Annotated in this window: 18 protein-coding genes; 8 read left to right on the top strand and 10 right to left on the bottom strand. The window is 73.1% G+C overall.

Going from position 1 to position 16,367, the window contains the following annotated elements; translation table 11 throughout:
* The first annotated feature begins 63 nt into the window (after positions 1 to 63).
* The gene (locus tag ACF09C_RS04225) at positions 64 to 537 is read left to right on the top strand and encodes a hypothetical protein (protein WP_392088447.1); all 474 of its coding nucleotides are present in this window, start codon (positions 64 to 66) and stop codon (positions 535 to 537) included.
* A gap of 62 nt (positions 538 to 599) precedes the next feature.
* Here ACF09C_RS04225 and ACF09C_RS04220 read toward each other — a convergent pair whose 3' ends face one another.
* A complete protein-coding gene (locus ACF09C_RS04220) occupies positions 600 to 1,121 on the bottom strand; it encodes a DinB family protein (protein ID WP_392088445.1) in 522 nt (173 codons plus the stop codon).
* 53 nt (positions 1,122 to 1,174) lie between these two features.
* Positions 1,175 to 1,813 carry a TetR/AcrR family transcriptional regulator gene (locus tag ACF09C_RS04215; protein WP_392088443.1) on the bottom strand — a complete coding sequence of 213 codons (639 nt, stop codon included), beginning with the start codon at positions 1,811 to 1,813 and terminating at the stop codon, positions 1,175 to 1,177.
* A 111-nt stretch (positions 1,814 to 1,924) separates the two neighbouring features.
* On the opposite strand from ACF09C_RS04215, the gene ACF09C_RS04210 reads away from it, so the two are divergent.
* Together ACF09C_RS04210 and ACF09C_RS04205 are read left to right on the top strand one after the other, a co-directional pair.
* Complete coding sequence (locus tag ACF09C_RS04210; RefSeq protein WP_392088441.1) at positions 1,925 to 3,112, top strand: FAD-dependent monooxygenase; 1,188 nt, start codon at positions 1,925 to 1,927, stop codon at positions 3,110 to 3,112.
* A gap of 41 nt (positions 3,113 to 3,153) precedes the next feature.
* On the top strand, positions 3,154 to 4,059 hold the full coding sequence (locus ACF09C_RS04205) for a Gfo/Idh/MocA family protein (protein ID WP_392088438.1): 906 nt from the start codon (positions 3,154 to 3,156) through the stop codon (positions 4,057 to 4,059).
* On the opposite strand, the gene lnt is transcribed toward ACF09C_RS04205, so the two are convergent.
* The 5 genes from lnt to ACF09C_RS04180 form a co-directional block, all read right to left on the bottom strand.
* Complete coding sequence (gene lnt, locus ACF09C_RS04200; RefSeq protein WP_392088436.1) at positions 3,983 to 5,644, bottom strand: apolipoprotein N-acyltransferase; 1,662 nt, start codon at positions 5,642 to 5,644, stop codon at positions 3,983 to 3,985. The two genes, ACF09C_RS04205 and lnt, sit on opposite strands and share 77 nt — an antisense overlap.
* A 79-nt stretch (positions 5,645 to 5,723) precedes the next feature.
* Entirely contained in the window at positions 5,724 to 6,161 is a 438-nt protein-coding gene (locus ACF09C_RS04195) for a nuclear transport factor 2 family protein (protein WP_392088433.1), read from the bottom strand.
* An 85-nt stretch (positions 6,162 to 6,246) separates the two neighbouring features.
* A complete protein-coding gene (locus ACF09C_RS04190) occupies positions 6,247 to 6,462 on the bottom strand; it encodes a hypothetical protein (RefSeq protein ID WP_137990668.1) in 216 nt (71 codons plus the stop codon).
* Between the two features lie 77 nt (positions 6,463 to 6,539).
* On the bottom strand, positions 6,540 to 7,415 hold the full coding sequence (locus tag ACF09C_RS04185) for an undecaprenyl-diphosphate phosphatase (RefSeq protein ID WP_392088430.1): 876 nt from the start codon (positions 7,413 to 7,415) through the stop codon (positions 6,540 to 6,542).
* 130 nt (positions 7,416 to 7,545) lie between these two features.
* On the bottom strand, positions 7,546 to 8,046 hold the full coding sequence (locus tag ACF09C_RS04180) for a winged helix-turn-helix transcriptional regulator (protein ID WP_392088428.1): 501 nt from the start codon (positions 8,044 to 8,046) through the stop codon (positions 7,546 to 7,548).
* A gap of 118 nt (positions 8,047 to 8,164) precedes the next feature.
* Between ACF09C_RS04180 and ACF09C_RS04175 the strand changes: the two genes are divergently transcribed.
* Complete coding sequence (locus ACF09C_RS04175; protein ID WP_392088426.1) at positions 8,165 to 9,334, top strand: thiolase family protein; 1,170 nt, start codon at positions 8,165 to 8,167, stop codon at positions 9,332 to 9,334.
* Positions 9,335 to 9,355: 21 nt separating this feature from the next.
* Here the strand turns inward: ACF09C_RS04175 and ACF09C_RS04170 are convergent, their stop codons facing one another.
* Complete coding sequence (locus tag ACF09C_RS04170; protein ID WP_392088423.1) at positions 9,356 to 10,141, bottom strand: TVP38/TMEM64 family protein; 786 nt, start codon at positions 10,139 to 10,141, stop codon at positions 9,356 to 9,358.
* Between the two features lie 68 nt (positions 10,142 to 10,209).
* On the opposite strand from ACF09C_RS04170, the gene ACF09C_RS04165 reads away from it, so the two are divergent.
* The 3 genes from ACF09C_RS04165 to ACF09C_RS04155 all read left to right on the top strand — a co-directional run bounded on the left by ACF09C_RS04165 (position 10,210) and on the right by ACF09C_RS04155 (position 13,335).
* Positions 10,210 to 10,917 (top strand): DNA alkylation repair protein, encoded by a 708-nt coding sequence (locus ACF09C_RS04165; RefSeq protein ID WP_392088420.1) that lies wholly within the window; start codon positions 10,210 to 10,212, stop codon positions 10,915 to 10,917.
* A 305-nt stretch (positions 10,918 to 11,222) separates the two neighbouring features.
* Positions 11,223 to 12,392, top strand: coding sequence for an elongation factor Tu (gene tuf, locus ACF09C_RS04160; RefSeq protein WP_392088418.1), 1,170 nt, complete (start codon positions 11,223 to 11,225; stop codon positions 12,390 to 12,392).
* A gap of 148 nt (positions 12,393 to 12,540) precedes the next feature.
* Positions 12,541 to 13,335, top strand: a complete 795-nt coding sequence (locus ACF09C_RS04155; RefSeq protein WP_392088698.1) for a spermidine synthase — start codon at positions 12,541 to 12,543, stop codon at positions 13,333 to 13,335.
* Here the strand turns inward: ACF09C_RS04155 and ACF09C_RS04150 are convergent.
* Positions 13,322 to 14,653: an MFS transporter gene (locus ACF09C_RS04150; RefSeq protein WP_392088416.1), complete on the bottom strand. Its 1,332-nt coding sequence runs from the start codon at positions 14,651 to 14,653 to the stop codon at positions 13,322 to 13,324. The genes ACF09C_RS04155 and ACF09C_RS04150 overlap by 14 nt on opposite strands.
* A gap of 47 nt (positions 14,654 to 14,700) precedes the next feature.
* The gene (locus ACF09C_RS04145; protein ID WP_392088414.1) at positions 14,701 to 15,795 is read right to left on the bottom strand and encodes a hypothetical protein; all 1,095 of its coding nucleotides are present in this window, start codon (positions 15,793 to 15,795) and stop codon (positions 14,701 to 14,703) included.
* 106 nt (positions 15,796 to 15,901) lie between these two features.
* Here ACF09C_RS04145 and ACF09C_RS04140 point away from each other — a divergent pair, with 106 nt between their 5' ends.
* Positions 15,902 to 16,363 (top strand): DUF4442 domain-containing protein, encoded by a 462-nt coding sequence (locus ACF09C_RS04140; RefSeq protein WP_362417516.1) that lies wholly within the window; start codon positions 15,902 to 15,904, stop codon positions 16,361 to 16,363.
* Positions 16,364 to 16,367: the final 4 nt, after the last annotated feature.

The raw sequence follows: 16,367 nt of genomic DNA, 5'->3' as shown, positions 1-16,367 counted from the left end.
CGGATCGGGGGCCTCGGCGGTTAGCGTCGGAGCCCCCGGACGGTGAGCGCGTGGAGGCCCGCAGTGACCGAGCAGCAGCAGGTGGCGGACGACGGCGTCCTGACCCGGATCGGGCAGGCGACGATGCTGCTCCACGGCGGGGACCGGGAGGAGGCGCGCAACCGGTTCGGCGAGCTGTGGGCGCAGATCGGCCCGGACGGCGACCGCCTGCACCGCTGCACGCTGGCGCACTACATGGCCGACGCCCAGGACGACCCCGACGCCGAGCTGGCCTGGGACCTGCGGGCCCTCCTCGCGGCCGAGGAGTCGGCCGAGGAGCGGCCGGCCGCCCATGAGGCGGCCGTCGCGCTCAGGGCTCTGTACCCCTCGCTCCACCTCAACCTGGCCGCCGACTATCTGAAGCTTCAGCGCCGCGACGCGGCCCGGATCCATCTCGACCGGGCCCGTGCCGCCTCGGACGCCCTGGACGACGACGGTTACGGCGACGGGGTCAGGGCCGCGATCGAGCGCCTGGAGGCGCGGCTGCGGGAGCGGTAGCGGCCCTCGCCCCCGCCCGCCCCAGGTCGATCACCCGACAGGGTTGCCGACCGCGTCGCCCGTCACTCGCCCGTCGCCCCGTCGATGCGTTCGCGCAGCAGGTCCGCGTGGCCGTTGTGGCGGGCGTACTCCTCGATCATGTGGACGTAGATCCAGCGTAGGTTGAACACCTCGCCGCTCGGGTGCTTGCCCGCGCCCACGTCGTCGAGCCCATGGGCCGCCGCGGCGGCGCGCGCCGCCTCGATCTCCCGCTGCCAGGTGGCGTGGGCCTCCTCCCAGCCGTCCGCCTCGCCGACCCGGAACGAGCGGTCCCGGTCCTGGTCCGTGTTGTAGATCCGCTCGGCGCTCTCCCCGGCCAGGATCCGCCGGAACCAGCCGCGCTCCACGTCGGCCATGTGGCGGACCAGGCCGAGCAGGGTGAGGTCGGACGGGGGAGCGGAGGCCGTGCGCAGCTGGGCCTCGTCGAGGCCGCGGCACTTCAGGGCGAGGGTCTGCCGGTGGTAGTCGAGCCGGCCTTCGAGCATCTCGCGCTCGCCGGCGAGGGTGGACGGTTCGGTACGCGCGCTGTCGTCGACGGAGGTCATCCGGGCATCCTGGCCCACAGCCGGGGCCGGCGCCAGTGGAAACGAGGGGGCGTTCACCCGCCGAGCATGCCCCGCAGCAACTCCTGGAATCCGGTGCGCAGTTCCGCGCGGCTGGGTACGGCCTCGTGGAACGAACCCGCCGCGCAGGAGAACATCAGCCCCTCGGACCAGGCGATCAGGGAGAGGGCGTGCCGCTCCGGGGCGGTCGAGCCCGCGGCCGCCATCATCGCGATCAGCGGTCCGTGGAACGCCGCCGAACCCGCCGCGTCGAAGAAGGCACGGAGTTCGGGACGCCGGGTGGCCTCCAGGGCGAGCTCGTACCGCGAGACGAGCAGGGCGCGGTGGTCGGTGAGGTACCGGTGCAGGGCCAGGGAGAGGGCGTCCACGAGGGCGTCGGGACCGTCCCCGGGTCCGGGCATCTCGTCCAGGGTGAGGACGCGCGCCTCCCGCTCGACCTGCCTGCGGACCGCCGTTTCGAGCAGCGCCTGCCGGGTCCGGGCGTGGTTGGACGTCGACCCCTGCGGCAGTCCGGCGCGCTCGTCGACGGCGCGGTGGGTCAGCCCGCGCATCCCGCGCTCGACGAGCAGGTCGAGCGCTGCGTCGCCGATCAGGGTGGGGCGGGAGGGGGCCGGGGCGGGGGAGTCCGGATCGGAGGGTTCCGGATGGGTGGGTTCCGGGGTGCGGGCGGTCATGGGGACAACCTATCGACCATCGTATCGCCTGCGTGACTACAGCTGTAGTACCGTCTTCTCGTAGCGGCACTACAGCTGTAGTTGCCGAGAGTGTCCGTCGAAGGAGAAGCCATGGAACAGCACCGTGCCGTCGTGATCGGAGCCGGCATCGGCGGGCTCACGGCCGCCGTCGCTCTCCACCGGCGCGGCTGGGACGTCACCGTCCTGGAGCGGGCGACAGCGCTGACCCCGGTCGGGGCGGGCATCGGCCTCGCCCCCAACGCCCAGCGCGCCCTGGACGTCATCGCCCTCGGCGACCGGGTCCGCGCGCTCTCCGCCTGGCAGGGCGACGGCGGCATGCGCGCGCCCGACGGCCGCTGGCTCGCCCGGACCAGCGCCCGCGCCGCCGCCGACCGCTTCGGCGGACCGCTCGTCCTGCTGCACCGCGCGACCCTCGTCGAGATCCTCACCGCCGCCCTTCCCGAGGGCGTCGTGCGGACAGATGCGCCCGCCTCCGTCACCGACCCCGGCGACGACGAACGGCCCGCCGTCGTCCGCACCCCGCACGGCGACCTCCACGCCGAACTGGTCGTCGCCGCCGACGGCATCCACTCGGCGGTCCGCAGCCGCCTGTTCCCCGACCACCCAGGACTCCGCTACTCCGGATTCACCACGTGGCGCGTCGTCATCCCCGCCCCCGACCGCCCCTTCGCCCCGCACGAGACCTGGGGCCGCGGCCGCCTCTGGGGCACCCAGCCCCTCAAGGACGGCCGTGTGTACGCCTACGCCATGGCCGCCGCCCCCGAAGGTGCCCACGCCCCCGACGACGAACGGGCCGCGCTCCAGCGGCTCTTCGGCGACTGGCACCACCCGGTCCCCGAGATCCTGGCCGCCGTCGCCCCCGACGCCGTCCTGCGCCACGACGTCCACCACCTGCCGGACCCCCTGCCCGCCTTCCACCACGGCCGCGTGGCCCTGCTCGGTGATGCCGCCCACGCCATGCAGCCCACCCTCGGCCAGGGCGGCAACCAGGCCATCGAGGACGCCGTCGTCCTGGCCCACCACGCGGGCCCCGGCCTCCCGCCGAGCCGCGCGCTCGCCGCGTACACGGCCGACCGGCTCCCGCGCACCACCGCCATCGTGCGCAAGGCCGCCCGCACCGGCCGGCTCACCCTGCTCTCCGCCCGGCCCGCCGTCGCCGCCCGCGACGCGCTCATCACGGCCGTCTCGCGCTTCGGCCCCGGCCTCGTCCTGCGCGGCTTCGACGGCATCGCCGACTGGCGGCCGCCGCTCCGCGACGATCTGCCCCGCGTAAGCTGACCGGCGCGAACAGCACCTCGAACAAGCGCTAGGGAGAACCCGTGAAGGTCGGCTGCATCGGACTCGGCGACATCGCGCAGAAGGCATATCTCCCCGTCCTGGCCGCCCTTCCCGGGGTCGAACTCCACCTGCAGACACGGACGAAGGCGACCCTGGACCGGGTCGCCGAGGCCCACCACGTGCCGGCCGACCGGCGCCACCAGGATCTCGACTCACTGCTCTCCGCCGGACTCGACGCCGCCTTCGTGCACGCGCCGACCGCCGTGCACCCCGAGATCACCACCCGGCTCCTCCAGGCCGGCGTCCCGACGTACGTCGACAAGCCGCTGGCGTACGAGTACGCCGACTCCGAGCGGCTCGTCGAGCTCGCCGAGGCTCGCGGGGTGAGTCTGGCCGTCGGCTTCAACCGCAGGCTCGCCCCCGGGTACGCCCAGTGTCTCGACCACCCGCGCGAGCTGATCCTCATGCAGAAGAACCGGGTCGGGCTGCCCGAGGACCCGCGCACCCTGGTCCTCGACGACTTCATCCACGTCGTCGACACCCTGCGCTTCCTGCTGCCCGGCGAGATCGAGCACACCGACGTACGGGCCCGGATCCGCGACGGGCTCATGCACCACGTCGTGCTCCAGCTCTCCGGCGACGGCTTCACCGCCATCGGCATGATGAACCGGAGGAACGGTTCCACCGAGGAGATCCTCGAGGTCTCGGGCCAGGACACGAAGCGTCAGATCCTCAACCTGGCGGACATCGTCGACCACAAGGGCCAGCCGACGGTCCGCCGGCGTGGCGACTGGGTGCCCGTGGCCCGCCAGCGCGGCATCGAACAGGCCGTCCTCGCCTTCCTCGACGCGGTGAAGGACGGCCGCACGCTCAGCGCCCGCGACGCTCTCCGGACCCACGAGCTGTGCGAGCGCGTGGTGCGCGAAGCGTCGACGCAGGCGTCCTGAGCGCGCCCATGCCCTCGGCGGCGCAGAGCGCGGCCAGGGCGGTCAGGGCGAGGTACAACGGCCAGTCCCCGTACCGGACGTAACCCGTGGTCGTCCGCGAGAGCGGTACGTCGTAGACGGCCGCCGCGCTCCGGTCGGTGCCCAACGGCGTGCCGATCCGGCGCCCGTCGGGGCCGTACGCGGCGCTGATGCCGGTCAGCGTCGCGTGCACCATCGGGCGGCCGGTCTCCGCCGCGCGCAGGGCGGCGAGCGAGGCGTGCTGCGCGGGCGCCCAGCTGTCCTGGAAGGTGGAGGTCGCCGACTGGGCGATCAGCACGGCGGCGCCGTCGCGGGTGAGCCGGCGGCTCATGTCGGGGAACGCGGACTCGAAGCAGACCAGCGGACCGATACGGAGCTGCGGACGGCCGCCCTCGGCGGGCACCGTCATCACCACCGGCTCCGTGCCGCGCCGCCGGTCCTCGTCGGCCGCCTTGCCCATGGAGGTCACCCAGCCGAGGACCGGGCGCGCCGGGATGTACTCGCCGAACGGCACGAGCCGCATCTTGTCGTACCGGTCGCCCGTCGGCCCCTCGGGCCCGATCAGGACGCTGCTCTTGAAGATGCCCGGCCGGTCGGAGCGCCGGGCGTCCACGTTGACGAGGATCGGCGCGTCCACGGTCCGGGAGAGGGCGGTCAGCCGCTTCGCGTAGTCGGGGCGGGCGCTGAGATCGGAGCCGACGCTGCTCTCGCCCCACACGACCAGGTCGAGGTCCTGGCCCGCGAGTTCCCGGGTGAGCTCCTCGCCACGGGCGAACCTCCGCTCGGCGCCGCCCGGACCGTCGTACAGCCCGGGCTGGACGACGGCGATCCGCGCCGTGCCCTGCTCGCGCGGTGGGCCGACACCCCACCAGACCGTGCCCACGACCAGGGCGCACACCACGAGGCCGACGAGCGCCGTCATCCGCACGGCGGCCGTCGACACCACGAGGAGGGCGACTGCGGTGTTCACCGCGACCACCAGGAGGGACACCAGCCAGACGCCGCCGACGGAGGCGAGCCGCAACGCCGGGGCCACCTGCCACTGACTGGCGCCGAGCAGACCCCACGGGCCGCCCAGGCCCTCCCAGGAGCGGACGAGTTCGATGAGCAGCCAGCCCGAGGGGACGACGACCAGCGCGGCCGCCGCGCGCGTTCCTGACGCCCCGTCGCTCAGCATCGCCCGCACCAGCCAGCCCCACGGCAGCCACAACAGACCGAGCAGGGCGGCGACGACGAGGATGAACACGTGCAGGCTCGGCATGAGCCAATGGTGCACGGCCAGCATGAAGCCGACCCCGCCCAGCCAGCCCTCGAGGCCCGCGCGGCGCGCGGTCGGCGCGGTGCGGAGCAGCAGCAGCCAGGGGACGAGCGCGACGTACGCGAACCACCAGAGGGCGGGCGCGGGGAAGGCGAGCGCGGGCAGCGCGCCGGACACGACCGCGGCCACGGCGCGTGCGCCCCGGTGGGGCGTCTGCGCGGGGGCGTGCGGGGCCCGGTGGGGCGTCGTCGCGGCGGGGGGCGCGGCGTCGGTACCGCGACCACCGCGACGGCCGAACGGATTCCGCATGCCGCGTCGCCTCCAGGTGTCGCCTCCAGTGTGCGCCGTACGACGGCCCCCGGCTGTGCCCGCCACGAGTGCGACAGGGCTACAAGCGGCGCCACTTCTCCTCGACGACCACCGAGCGCAGCCGCCAGCCGGCGTCCGTCCGCGCCAGGGCGAAGGCGTAGCGGCCGCCGCAGACGAAGTCCTCGCCCGACTCGAACCGCATCGGGTTCACGTAGTCGGCGCGCACGTCCGCGCTGTCGCCGGGATAGCCGCCGAGGTCCTGGATCCGGACGCGCCGGTTCACGATGAGGTGCTGGCGCACCGGGAACAGCCGCATCGTCTCGGCGAGCCAGTCGGCGACCTCGGCGACGGGCCCCTCGACCCCACCGGAGCCGCGGTAGTCGGCGCGGCCGTCGCGGGTGAACAGCGCCCGGTAGCCCGCCCAGTCGGAGTCGTCCACGGCCACCGCGTATCCGGTGACGAGGTCGTCGATGGCCATCCGGTCCATCACGGTCGCGAGATCCACGCGCTGCGTCATCGCTTCAGTGTCGGGCAGCGGGACGCGCGGGCCAAGAGCCGTGCGTGCGCCGCGGGATCTTTTGCCGCCCGGCTCCAGCGGGTGTCTATGCCGCCTCCCAGCGGTGGGGGCGGCCGCCGCGCCATTCCACCAGGTGGGGGTCGTCGAGGATCATGTCGGCGTCTTCGAGGCCCGCTCTGCGCAGGAACTCGACGAGGTCGGTGTCGTTGTGCGCCAGGCCCACGATCTGTCCGCGGACGGTGACGCGCCGCCCGCCGCCGGGGGACGGGCGGTGCACGACGATGGGTGCTTGCCAGGCCATGGTTCCAGGGTGCGGTGCGCACCCGAAGATCGCCCGGCGGTGGGCGGCGCGGAGAGTGGTGCGGGGAGCGGTGCGGGTCAGCTGCCGGACTCGCCCGCGTGGGGGCTCAGGACGTCCGTGCCGACCAGGACGAAGAGCAGGATGCCGAGCAGGATCCGGTAGATCACGAAGGGCATGAAGCTCTTGGTGGTGATGAACTTCATGAACCACGCGATGACGGCGTAGCCGACGCCGAACGCGATGATCGTGGCGAAGACCGTGGGGCCCCACGACACATGGCCGCCCTCGGCCGCGTCCTTCAGCTCGAAGAGCCCCGAGGCCAGAACGGCCGGGATGGCGAGCAGGAAGGAGTAGCGGGCCGCCGCCTCGCGGGTGTACCCCATCAGCAGACCGCCGGAGATCGTCGCGCCCGACCGGGAGACGCCGGGGACCAGAGCCATCGCCTGGCACAGGCCGAAGATCAGGCCGTCCTTCACACTGAGTTCCTTGAGCGTCTTGCGCTCGCGGATGGCGCGGTGTCTGCCGCCGACCTCGTCCCGTGCGGCCAGCCGGTCCGCGACACCGAGGACGATGCCCATGACGATCAGGGTGGTGGCCGTGAGCCGCAGGTCGCGGAAGGGGCCCTCGATCTGGTCCTTCAGCGTCACGCCGAGGACACCGATCGGGATCGAGCCGACGATGACGAGCCAGCCCATCTGGGCGTCGTGGTCGCTCCGCATCGACTTGTCCCGCAGCGAGCGGAACCAGGCCGAGACGATCCGCGCGATGTCCTTGCGGAAGTAGATGAGGACGGCCGCCTCCGTACCGATCTGGGTGATCGCGGTGAAGGCCGCGCCCGGGTCCTCCCAGCCGGCGAAGGCGGCGGTGAGGCGGAGGTGCGCGCTGGAGGAGATGGGAAGGAACTCCGTCAGCCCCTGGACGAGTCCGAGGATGAATGATTCGAACCAACTCATGGGGCTAGGGCCGTCCCGAATGTGCTCGTGCCGTCAGAAAAGGCGGTCGCGTCTCGGATCGGAGATCAACCGCCGGTCGTTGCGCAGCGTACCGTCCTCGGATGAAGGCCCAGCCCCAGGGGCCGGGGTCTCAGCGGTCCGCGGGAGCCGTCGGCTCCACCGGGCCCGCTGCCGGTCCCACGGGGCCCGCTGTGGTCCAGCCGGCCGAGCGCACATGGTGCGTGAGGCTCTCGCCGTCCGCCTCGCCGCCGCAGCAGGCGCAGACCACGCGCGGGCTGAGCACCTCCCCGCACGCGTGTTCCAGGACCACGGGGCGGTCCTCGGCGTTCAGATGGCGGTCGCCCCAGGCCATCAGCGTCAGGAGGACGGGCTGCAGCTCCCGCCCGGCGGCCGTGGCCCGGTACTCGTAGCGCATCGGACGCTCGCTGTACGGCACCTTCTCCAGGATCCCGGCCTCCACCAGGCGCTTCAGGCGCGCGGTGAGGATGTCGCGCGGGGCTCCGGTGTTCCGGGCGATCCGGTCGAAGCGGCGCACGCCGAGGGAGATCTCGCGCAGCACCAGCAGGGAGTACTTCTCGCCGACGAGGGCGAGGGTGTCGGCGATCGAGCAGGGGCGGGGAGCGGCCTTCATGAGCCCCAGCCTAAGGCAGCGGACAGGTATGGGTTTGAAAGTCCAACTCGCTGGGCTATGTTACTGGCAGGTGTTAGTCCAGAAATCCAACTCACCAGGTGATCGAGGAGCCGTCATCATGCGCGACGCCGTCATCGTCGAAGCGGTCCGCACACCCATCGGCAGGGGGAAGACGGGCGGCGCCCTGTCCGACGTGCACCCCGTCGCCCTGCTCTCCCACACCCTGCGCGCCCTCGTCGAGCGCAGCGGCATCGACCCGGCGCTCGTCGACGACGTCATCGGCGGCACCGTCGACCAGGTCGGCGAGCAGGCCATGAACACCACGCGGTACGCCTGGCTCGGCGCCGGCTTCCCCGAGTCGGTGCCCGCCACCACCGTCGACCGGCAGTGCGGCTCGTCCCAGCAGGCCGTGCACTTCGCGGCGCAGGGGGTGCTCTCGGGGGCGTACGACATCGCGATCGCCTGCGGGGTCGAGTCGATGAGCCGGGTCCCGATGTGGTCGAACGTGCCGCCCGGCGCGGACCCCTTCGGACCCGGCGTCGCCGAGCGGTACCCGGAGGGCCTCGTCCCGCAGGGGATCAGCGCGGAGCTCATCGCCGCGAAGTGGTCGATCGGGCGCGAGACCATGGACGCCTTCGCCGCCTCCTCGCACGCCAGGGCCGCGCGGAGCTGGGAGGCCGGGCTCTTCGACGCCGAGGTCGTCCCGTACGGAGACGTCCGGCGCGACGAGTCCGTACGGCCCACGACCACGCCGGAGATCCTCGCCGGGCTGCGGCCCGCCTTCGAGGACCCCGGCTTCGCCGAGCGCTTCCCGCAGATCGAGTGGTCGGTGACGGCGGGCAACAGCAGCCCGACCAACGACGGCGCCTCGGCCGTCCTCGTCATGGCCGCCGAGACCGCGGAACGGCTCGGGCTGCGCCCGCTCGCCCGGCTGCACAGCTTCGCGGTGACCGGCTCCGATCCGCTGCTCATGCTGACCGGCGTGATCCCGGCGACGGAGAAGGTGCTGCGGCGGGCCGGGCTCGGCCTCGCCGACGTCGATCTCTTCGAGATCAACGAGGCGTTCGCCAGTGTGGTGCTCGCCTGGCAGCAGGAGACCGGCGCGGACCCGGCCAAGGTCAACGTCCACGGCGGCGCGATCGCGCTCGGCCACCCGCTCGGCGCGAGCGGCACCCGTCTCACCACCACCCTGGTCCACGCCCTGCGCGCCCGGGGCGCCCGCTACGGCCTCCAGGCGATGTGCGAGGCGGGCGGCCTGGCCAACGCGATGATCGTCGAGGCGCTCTGAGGCCTCCGCGTCTCGCTGCGGCTAGCGCGGCTCCCCGGCCCCCGTCGTCTCCAGGGGGCGGGCCCGGAACGGTTCCGGCGCCGACGTGGGGGCCGCGGCCGTCGCCCGGGCGCGCAGGCCGTGCCGCTTGCGCCAGGCCACGACCGCCGCGGCGAGGCCGGAGAGAACGATGAAGCCCGTCGAGATCAGGAACGCGGGCGAGGTCGGCGACGCGGCCTCGCTCCCCGCCACCACGTACGCCGCCGTGTTCGGGATCGAGCCGAGCCCGGTCGCGAGCAGGAACGGCGCGTACCCCATGCGGGAGACGGCGGCGCAGTAGTTGGCCGCCGCGAACGGGACCCCGGGGAAGAGCCGGATCGCCAGCATGGAGCGGAAGCCGTGCCGGCTCAACTGCCCGTCCGCCGCCGTCAGCCAGCGGCCCCGGAGGAGCGGCCGCAGCGCGTCCTGCCCGAGCAGCCGCCCCAGGGTGAACGAGATGCCCGCGCCCAGGACCGTCCCCGACACCGCTGCCACGAGGCCCACCTGCGTACCGAAGAGCGCGCCCGCGGCCAGGTTCAGGATCGGCCGCGGCACGAAGGCCGCCGTGCACACCCCGTACGCGAGACCGAACAGGACCACCGCGCCCGCACCGCTCGACTGGGCCGGCCAGCCCTCGGCGAGCAGTCGCTGTGGCTCGTAGAGCAGGACGGTCGTCGCCGCGGTGACGAGGAGCGCGGCGAGCAGGGAGAGGCGCGACCAGGGCGACAGCAGGGCCCGGGAGCAGCGGAGCGCGGGGGAGCCCGGCGGCCGGGTGACGGGGTCGAGCATCCGGGGAGAGTAACCGACGCACCCGTGTGATCGCCGTAATGTCCGTCATCCGCCGTACTGTGACGCGTATGACGTCCGCGCCGCCCGCCGTCCCCGCCAGCGCCCTCGCCGACACCCTGCTCGGGCGGCTCACCGAGGTCTACCCGGCCGCGGGGGACCCGTTCCGGGCCCAGGAGATGGTCGCGTACATGAAGGGCGTCGCGCCCTTCCTCGGCATCCGCACCCCCGAGCGGCGCGCCCTGTCCCGTACGGTCCTGGACGGCACCCCGCGCCCCGACGAGGCCGACTGCGCGGCCGTCGCCCTGCGCTGCTTCGCTCTGCCCGAGCGCGAGTACCACTACTTCGCCGTCGACTACCTCCGGCGCCACGTCCGGCGCTGCTCCTCCGACTTCCTGCCCGTCGCCCGCAGGCTGATCACCACCGACTCCTGGTGGGACACCGTCGACCACCTCGCCGCCCATGTGGTCGGCGGGCTCGTCGCCGCCGATCCGGCGCTCGCCGCGCGCATGGACGAGTGGATCGAGGACGACGACCTCTGGATCGCGCGGACCGCGCTCCTGCACCAACTGCGCTTCAAGGACGCCACCGAGGCGGACCGTCTCTTCGCCTACTGCCTGCGCCGCGCGGCGGACACCGACTTCTTCCTCCGCAAGGCCATCGGCTGGGCCCTGCGCGAGTACGCCAAGACCGCCCCCGGCGAGGTCCGCGCCTTCGTCGAGGCGCACCGGACCCGGCTGGCCCCGCTCTCGGTGCGCGAGGCGCTCAAGCACCTCTGAGGGCCGAGGGGGTGTCTTGGACGCCCTCAACGCCCCCTCCGCGGAAAATCGTTCGACGCCGGGCGCTCGCCCCGCGATGATCGGGGGCATGTTCCGGTACGCCTTCCTCGCAGCACGGCCCGCAGTCGCGGCCGCGCCGAAGGCTGCCGTCGTGGATTCCACGTTCCTCGCCGCTGTCGCAGTCGTCGCATTCGACGGCGTCCGAAGCTGACCCTCCCCGGATCGTCCGGCGGACCCCGTAGGGGGAGGGTCGGTTCGGTCCCGGGGTCCCCTCTCACGCTTCGAGCTCAAGGAACGAGCGAACCATGCCCAAGACGGCATACGTGCGCACCAAGCCGCACCTGAACATCGGCACCATGGGGCACGTCGACCACGGCAAGACCACCCTCACCGCCGCCATCACCAAGGTCCTCAGCGAGCGCGGGACCGGCACGTTCGTGCCGTTCGACCGCATCGACCGCGCGCCCGAGGAGGCCCAGCGCGGCATCACCATCAACATCGCGCACGTCGAGTACGAGACCGACACCCGGCACTACGCCCATGTCGACATGCCCGGCCACGCCGACTACGTCAAGAACATGGTCACCGGCGCCGCCCAGCTCGACGGCGCGATCCTCGTCGTCTCGGCCCTCGACGGGATCATGCCGCAGACCGCCGAGCACGTGCTCCTGGCCCGGCAGGTCGGCGTCGACCACGTCGTCGTCGCGCTCAACAAGGCCGACGCGGGGGACGACGAGCTGACCGACCTGGTCGAGCTGGAGGTGCGGGAGCTGCTGACCTCGCACGGCTACCCCGGTGAGAGCGTGCCGGTCGTCCGCGTCTCCGGTCTCAAGGCCCTGGAGGGGGACGCGCGGTGGTCCGGCGCGATCGAGGCGCTCCTCGACGCCGTGGACACCTACGTGCCGATGCCGGTGCGCTATGTGGACGCGCCGTTCCTGATGTCCGTCGAGAACGTGCTCACCATCACCGGCCGCGGCACGGTCGTCACGGGCGCGATCGAGCGGGGCTCGGTCCGGGTCGGCGACCGGGTCGAGGTCCTGGGCGCGGAGACGGAGACGGTCGTGACCGGCGTCGAGACCTTCGGCAAGCCGATGGAGTCCGCCGAGGCGGGCGACAACGTGGCGCTGCTGCTGCGCGGTGTCCCACGCGACGCGGTCCGCCGCGGGCACGTCGTCGCCGCGCCGGGGAGCGTCGTGCCGCGACGGCGGTTCACGGCGCGGGTGTACGTCCTGTCGGGTGCGGAGGGCGGTCGTACGACCCCGGTCTCCACCGGCTACCGGCCGCAGTTCTACATCAGGACCGCGGACGTCGTCGGCGACGTCGACCTCGGCGGGACGGCGGTCGCGCGGCCCGGCGACACGGTCACCATGACCGTCGAACTGGGCCGTGACGTGCCGTTGGAGCCGGGTCTCGGCTTCGCGATCCGCGAGGGCGGCCGCACGGTCGGCGCCGGCACGGTCACGACCGTGGACTGAGCCGCGCGCTCGGGGTGAGGCCCGCATTCCGTACCCCACGGAATGCGGGCCGACCGCCGGCCGGGGCCACGGGCACAATGAGGGTGTGAACGAGGTCAACGAGCAGATTCCCGTCGTGCGCGATGTCGACGGGGGCACCGCCCGGCTCATGCCGGACATCGACAGGGACCGGGCCTGGCTGCTGACGGTCGACGGTGCACCGCAGTCGTACGTCGACCTGGACGAGCCCACGTACCTCGAGTTCGAGTACGCGCGCCGGCTTGCCCACGTCCTCGACAGCGCCGCCGACGACGGCGCCGCGCCGCTCTCCGTCCTCCACCTCGGCGGCGGCGCGCTCACCCTGCCCCGCTATGTCGCCGCCACCCGCCCCGGCTCCCGCCAGGACGTGGTCGAGGCCGACCTGCCCCTGCTCGATCTCGTCGCCGAGCACCTTCCGCTGCCGGAGGGCTCCGGGGTGACCGTGCACGGGGCGGACGCCCGGGCCTGGCTGGCGCAGGCCCCCTCGGCGTCGGTGGACGTCCTCGTCGCCGACGTCTTCGGCGGCTCACGGGTCCCGGCGCACCTGACCTCGGTCGAGTACGCGCGCGAGGCCCGGCGCGTGCTGCGACCGGGCGGGATCTATGCCGCCAACCTGGCCGACGGGGCCCCGTTCGCCTTCCTCCGCTCCCAACTGGCCACCTTCGCGGCCGTCTTCACCGAGCTCGCCCTGATCGCCGAACCGGCCGTGCTGCGCGGCCGCCGCTTCGGCAACGCCGTCCTCGTCGCCTCCGACGGGGACATCGACACCGCCTTCCTGGCCCGCCGTACGGCCGCCGACGCCTTCCCCGCGCGCGTGGAGCACGGGGAGAGCCTCACCCGGTTCACCGGCGACGCCCGCCCGGTCGGCGACACGGACGCGGTGCCCTCGCCCGTACCGCCGGACGGGGCCTTCAGCGTGGGCTGACCACCTCCTCCGCCGAGGAGGCCGGGGCGGCCGGGGAGGCCGTGGCGGGGGTGCCGCGTGTGAGCTCCTTCGTGTGCGTACGGCGCGTCAGGTTCCGCACGTCCGGGACGAGCAGCACCAGCGCCGTGACGACCACGATCAGCGCCGCCGAACCCCACAGCGCCTGACTCCGGCCGAAGAGGCTCTCCGCCGGACCCGCGAGCGCCGTGGAGAGCGGAAGCATCGCCGTCGAGCCGAACCAGTCGTACGCGGCGACCCGGGACAGTTTCTCCTCCGGGATCTCCTGGTGCAGCGTGGTCATCCAGGCCACGCCGAACACCTCGATGGCCACTCCGCTGACGAACATGGCCACCGAGAGCCCGACGACGTCCAGCGGCACCGCGAGCGCCGCCGAGGGCAGCGCGATGGGGAAGACCCCCAAGGTGCCGACGAGCAGCATCCGGCGGGGCTTCCAGCGCATCATCAGGAGCGCGCCGGAGAGCGTGCCGACGCCGAACGCGGCGAGCGCGAGCCCCCACGGCCGGGCACCGCCGAGCTCGTCGCGGGCGACCAGCGGTCCGTACACCGACTCGGCCGCGCCGACCAGGGCGACGACGATGGAGAACTGGGCCACGATGGACCAGAGCCACGGGCGTCCGACGACCTCCTGCCAGCCCTCGCGCAGATCGGCGAGCAGCCCGCCGCCCGGCTTGCGCTCGGCGATGTGGCTGACGTCGAGGAAGGCGCGGAACGCGCCGGCGACGGCGAAGGCGGCGGCATCGATGGCGAGGACCCAGCCGGGGCCGACGGCGGCGATCATCGCGCCGCCGAGCGCGGCCCCGCCGATGCCGGCGCCGTGCATCGCCATCCGGAAGAGGGCGAAGGCGCGGCCGGCCTGCTCCCCGCTGACACTGGACATCAGCATGCCCTCGGCGGCCGGGCTGAAGAAGGCCTGGCCCGTTCCGCAGAGAGCGGTGAGCACCATCATCTGCCAGAGCTGCGGGTCGCCCGCCAGGACGAGGACGGCGAAGGCGGCCTGCGAGACGCAGTTCAGCGCGTTGGCGGCCACCATGACCCGGTGCCGGGGTATCCGGTCGGCCACGGCGCCGCCGATGAGCAGGAAGAGGACGAGCGGGAGGGTGCGGGCCGCCGCGACAAGGCCCACGTCGCCGCCGTCTCCGCCGGACTGGATGACCGCGAACGCCGCCGCGATCAGGGCGCCGTGCGTGCCGAGGTTGGTGACGATCGCGGCGGCGGTCAGCAGGACGTAGTTGCGGCCGGCCCACTCGGGGCGGCGGGAGGAGAGCGGCGTGCGCGGGGAGGCGGCGGGTTTTCTCACCCCGGGACTATCCCCGTCGCCGCCGCCTCCTGCCAAACCGGTTTACGTCAGGACGACGCCGGAGCCAGTCGCACGGTCGCGAGGATCTTCTGGATCGTGTCGTCCGCCAGCTCGTCCTTGACCCCGTCGGCCGCGTAGATCACGAACGACGAGAAGTCGCCCTTGGAGTTCTTGAAGGAGAACGCGAGGGACTTGCCGTCCGACTCGCACGGGTTCCGCTTCTTGATCCCCGGGGCGGTGGCCGTCGCCACGCTGCCGGTGAGACCCGACGTGGTGGTGTACGGAACGGCCTTGGTGATCTTGATCGTGCCCTTGGGCATGTGCTGCGCGTAGCCCGCCCACACCCAGTTGCCGGCCTCGTTGAACGCGGCCTCGTCGGTGTTCTTGGCGCCCTGGCCACCCTTGGTGCCGGCGCTGCTCAGGCCCCAGCTCTCCTTCGAGCCGTCCTTGTTCGTGTCGAACGTGCACCACTTGCTCTTGTAGCGCACCGGAGCCGACATCGTGACGACCGGGGTGCCGTCACCCTTCTTCTCGTCCTCGAAGAACGTGACGCTGCCAGGCTTCAGGAGCTCCCACTCCGGCGGGACGTCGAAGAGCGTGCCGTACTTCGGGTTGTGGACGACCTTCCAGCCGGGGATGGTCGGCTGCAGATCGGCGTCGTCACGCGGGTTGTCGATGCCGGGGGAGGTGGCGGCGGGCCCGGACGGGGTGGCAGGGGCGGACGAGGAGGCCTTCGGGTCGCCACCCGCCTCCGTCTTCTTCTCGTCGTCCTTGCCGAGGACGAGGAAGCCCGTGACGCCCGCCGCGACGACGACGGCGGTCGCGGCGACGATGGCGACCAGGGTCGTCTGCTTCTTCTTCCCGTCACCCGGCCCGCCCGGTCCGCCCTGCGGAGCGCCCGGCACCGCGTACTGCGGCACGGTCGGCTGCTGGTACGGGTTGGGCTGCGGGTAGCCGGACTGCGCGGGCTGCTGCGGGTAGCCCGGCTGCGTGGGCGGCTGCTGCGGGTACCCCGGCTGTTGCTGCTGATAGCCGGGCTGTTGGTACGGGTTCGGCTGCTGGTACCCCGACTGCTGGTAGGGGTTCTGACTCTGGTCCTGCGGGTTCTGCTCGCCCCCGGGCGGCTGCTGTCCTGGCCACATGGCCAGTAACCATAGAGGTGTGGCGCGAACCCTGCTACGTCCGCCCCCCGCGGGCACGTGACGGCAGGGATGGCGATCTGTGCTACTCGTGGGTAACATCGCGCTCATGAGCGCAGACCAGATGTCCGTCGGCGAGATGCTCGCCGCCACCGTCCCCATGGCCAGGACCCTCAACCTCGAGTTCCTGGAGACCACTTCCGAGCGTGCCGTCGTCCGTCTGCCGGACCAGGCCGACTACCACAACCACGTCGGCGGCCCGCACGCCGGAGCGATGTTCACCCTGGCCGAGTCGGCCAGCGGCGCGATCGTCCTGGCCGCCTTCGGCGACCAGCTGAACCGCGCGGTGCCGCTCGCCGTGACCGCCGAGATCGGCTACAAGAAGCTGGCCATGGGCGTCGTCACCGCCACGGCCACGCTGGGCCGCCCGGCCGGCGAGGTCGTCGCCGCACTGGACGCCGGCGAGCGCCCGGAGTTCCCGGTCCACATCGCGATCACCCGCGAGGACGGCGCGGTGACCGGCGAGATGACCGTCGTCTGGACCCTCCGGCCGAACGGCCAGGGGAAGTAGCGGC

This window comes from Streptomyces sp. NPDC014870 (assembly GCF_043081505.1).
Lineage (GTDB): Bacteria > Actinomycetota > Actinomycetes > Streptomycetales > Streptomycetaceae > Streptomyces.
This window is presented reverse-complemented; position numbering and strand designations above follow the sequence as displayed.

Excerpts from the sequence above, each read along its gene's own strand:
- ACF09C_RS04220 (WP_392088445.1), bottom strand. The coding sequence starts at position 1,121 with ATGACCTCCGTCGACGACAGCGCGCGTACCGAACCGTCCACCCTCGCC.
- ACF09C_RS04215 (WP_392088443.1), bottom strand. The coding sequence starts at position 1,813 with ATGACCGCCCGCACCCCGGAACCCACCCATCCGGAACCCTCCGATCCG.
- ACF09C_RS04210 (WP_392088441.1), top strand. The coding sequence starts at position 1,925 with ATGGAACAGCACCGTGCCGTCGTGATCGGAGCCGGCATCGGCGGGCTC.
- lnt (WP_392088436.1), bottom strand. The coding sequence starts at position 5,644 with ATGCGGAATCCGTTCGGCCGTCGCGGTGGTCGCGGTACCGACGCCGCG.
- ACF09C_RS04195 (WP_392088433.1), bottom strand. The coding sequence starts at position 6,161 with ATGACGCAGCGCGTGGATCTCGCGACCGTGATGGACCGGATGGCCATC.
- ACF09C_RS04190 (WP_137990668.1), bottom strand. The coding sequence starts at position 6,462 with ATGGCCTGGCAAGCACCCATCGTCGTGCACCGCCCGTCCCCCGGCGGC.
- ACF09C_RS04185 (WP_392088430.1), bottom strand. The coding sequence starts at position 7,415 with ATGAGTTGGTTCGAATCATTCATCCTCGGACTCGTCCAGGGGCTGACG.
- ACF09C_RS04180 (WP_392088428.1), bottom strand. The coding sequence starts at position 8,046 with ATGAAGGCCGCTCCCCGCCCCTGCTCGATCGCCGACACCCTCGCCCTC.
- ACF09C_RS04175 (WP_392088426.1), top strand. The coding sequence starts at position 8,165 with ATGCGCGACGCCGTCATCGTCGAAGCGGTCCGCACACCCATCGGCAGG.
- ACF09C_RS04170 (WP_392088423.1), bottom strand. The coding sequence starts at position 10,141 with ATGCTCGACCCCGTCACCCGGCCGCCGGGCTCCCCCGCGCTCCGCTGC.
- ACF09C_RS04165 (WP_392088420.1), top strand. The coding sequence starts at position 10,210 with ATGACGTCCGCGCCGCCCGCCGTCCCCGCCAGCGCCCTCGCCGACACC.
- tuf (WP_392088418.1), top strand. The coding sequence starts at position 11,223 with ATGCCCAAGACGGCATACGTGCGCACCAAGCCGCACCTGAACATCGGC.
- ACF09C_RS04155 (WP_392088698.1), top strand. The coding sequence starts at position 12,541 with ATGCCGGACATCGACAGGGACCGGGCCTGGCTGCTGACGGTCGACGGT.
- ACF09C_RS04145 (WP_392088414.1), bottom strand. The coding sequence starts at position 15,795 with ATGTGGCCAGGACAGCAGCCGCCCGGGGGCGAGCAGAACCCGCAGGAC.
- ACF09C_RS04140 (WP_362417516.1), top strand. The coding sequence starts at position 15,902 with ATGAGCGCAGACCAGATGTCCGTCGGCGAGATGCTCGCCGCCACCGTC.